This window comes from Kitasatospora sp. NPDC091257 (assembly GCF_044757675.1).
Classification (GTDB): domain Bacteria; phylum Actinomycetota; class Actinomycetes; order Streptomycetales; family Streptomycetaceae; genus Kitasatospora; species Kitasatospora lactacystinica.
The window spans coordinates 1-1,712 of sequence record NZ_JBIVVI010001574.1 but is presented as its reverse complement, the minus strand read 5'-3'; the positions used below and the strand labels follow the sequence as shown (position 1 = coordinate 1,712).

The following is a 1,712-nucleotide window of genomic DNA, read 5'->3' as shown; positions in this document are numbered from 1 at the left end:
ACACCGCGCGTACCGAGACGACCGAGCAGAGCGAGAAGAGCGCACCATGAGCAGCCAGACACCGACCGCCGTGCTGGTCGACGAGTTGAAGTCCCGGGGTCGTTGGCCTGGGCCATCGGGCGGCGGAGCTCGAAGGTGGCGCCGCAGGAGCGGCAGCGGAAGTCGTAGCGTGGCATACCGGCAGCGTACCCAGCGGGGGTGGCTGCCGGGAGCCCTGTTCCGGTGCCGCCGGTGCCGTCGGTGCCGTCGGTGCCGTCGGTGTTCCCGGTCCTACCGGCCTTCCCGGTCCTACCGGTGACCGCCGAGGTCCCCGCGGATCAGCTCGATCACCCGCGCCGCCGTGTCCCGCACGCCCGCGAGCTCGGTCAGGAAGTGCCAGTAGTCGGGGTGCCGGCCCGCCGCCTCCAGCGCGGCCACCGCGCGGTCCAGCCGGGCCACCGCCTCGTCCAGCGGGGCGGCGTGCCGCGGGTCCGGCGCGCTGCGCCCGGCCATCGCCAGCCGCTGCGCGTCCCGGATCGCGAAGCGGGCACGCTCGATCTCCCGGTTGGGGTCGTGCTGCACCTCGTTCAGCTGCCGCAGCCGGTCGTTCACCGCGGACACCGAGCCGTCGGCGGTCTCCAGCAGCGCGCGGACCGTCCCGATCGCGGCGGTGGCGTCCGCCCAGCGCTGCTCGTCCCGCGCCCGGGCGGCCTCGGCGAGCTTGCGCTCGGCGGCGCGGCCGGTCTCCGCGACCTGGTCCGACACCCGCTGGAGGTCCTGCCAGCAGGCGGTGCTGAACCGGCGGCGCAGCTCGCTCAGAGCGGGCTCGACCGTCGCGGCCTTGGTCTCCAGCGCCTGGATGCGGGTCCGCAGACTCGCCACCCGCCGGTCGATCTCCCGCGCCCGCTCCGGCAACTGCCCGGCGTCGGCGGCGATCGCCTCGGCGCGGTGCTTCACGTCGTCCGCGCGCCGCAGGGTGTCCGCGACCCCGTGCCGGGCCGGGCCCTCGTTCAGCCGGCCGAGCTCGGGCGCCAGTTCGGCCAGCCGGGCCGCCAGGTCGTCCGCCCGCAGGCCTGCGCCGCGCGCCTCGTCCAGCGCGGTGGTGGCCGCGAGCAGCGCGCGCTTGGCCTGCTCGACCGCCGGGGTGACCCGCATCAGCTGCTGCTCGGCGTGCTGGACGGTCGGCTGGAGGCGGCGCAGGAAGTCGTTCAGCTCCGCCCTGGCCGAGCCCAGCTGGCCCTTCACATCCTCCAACTGGCGCTTGGCCTGCGCGGCCGTGCCCGCGTCCAGGGTCTCGCTGTCCAGGTTGTGGGCGTCGAGCGCGGCGAGGTAGTTCACGGTGACCTGGTCGACCCGGCCGGAGATCGCCGCCAGGTCGGCCAGCGCGCGCTGCGCCGCCTGGCCCTCCTCCGCCGCGCGGACCGTCTCCACCGCGAGCTGCACCTCGCGCTGGGTCTCCTCCAGCTCGTAGAACGCCTCCTGGGCCGCCGCCCGGGCCTCCCGGGCCTGTGCTCGTCCGCCCTCACCGCCGCCGCGCCGGCCCCACCAGCCGCCGGTCCCCGCCGAGGCCAGCCCGACCGCCCCCAGCGCACCCGCCAGCACCACCGGCAACACCAACGCGTCGGCCAGCGCACTCCCCGCCCGACGCCGCCCCCGCCCGCTCCCGCCGGCCACCGTCACTGCGCGCTCCCTGCTCCGACCCGCTGATCCGGCCTCCATTCTCCCCGATCCCC

At 76.5% G+C, this 1,712-nt stretch carries 2 protein-coding genes; both read right to left on the bottom strand.

Features of this window, described 5'->3' with window-relative positions; translation table 11 throughout:
* Positions 1–176, bottom strand: a 176-nt coding sequence (locus ACIQOV_RS40390; RefSeq protein ID WP_401055984.1) for an FmdB family zinc ribbon protein, incomplete at its 3' end; no start/stop codon positions are given.
* Positions 177–288: 112 nt separating this feature from the next.
* Complete coding sequence (locus ACIQOV_RS40385) at positions 289–1,698, bottom strand: hypothetical protein (protein WP_380353456.1); 1,410 nt, start codon at positions 1,696–1,698, stop codon at positions 289–291.
* Positions 1,699–1,712: the final 14 nt, after the last annotated feature.

What these genes read in the sequence shown, in the direction of transcription:
- ACIQOV_RS40385 (WP_380353456.1), bottom strand. Translation starts at nt 1,698, where the DNA reads ATGGAGGCCGGATCAGCGGGTCGGAGCAGGGAGCGCGCAGTGACGGTG.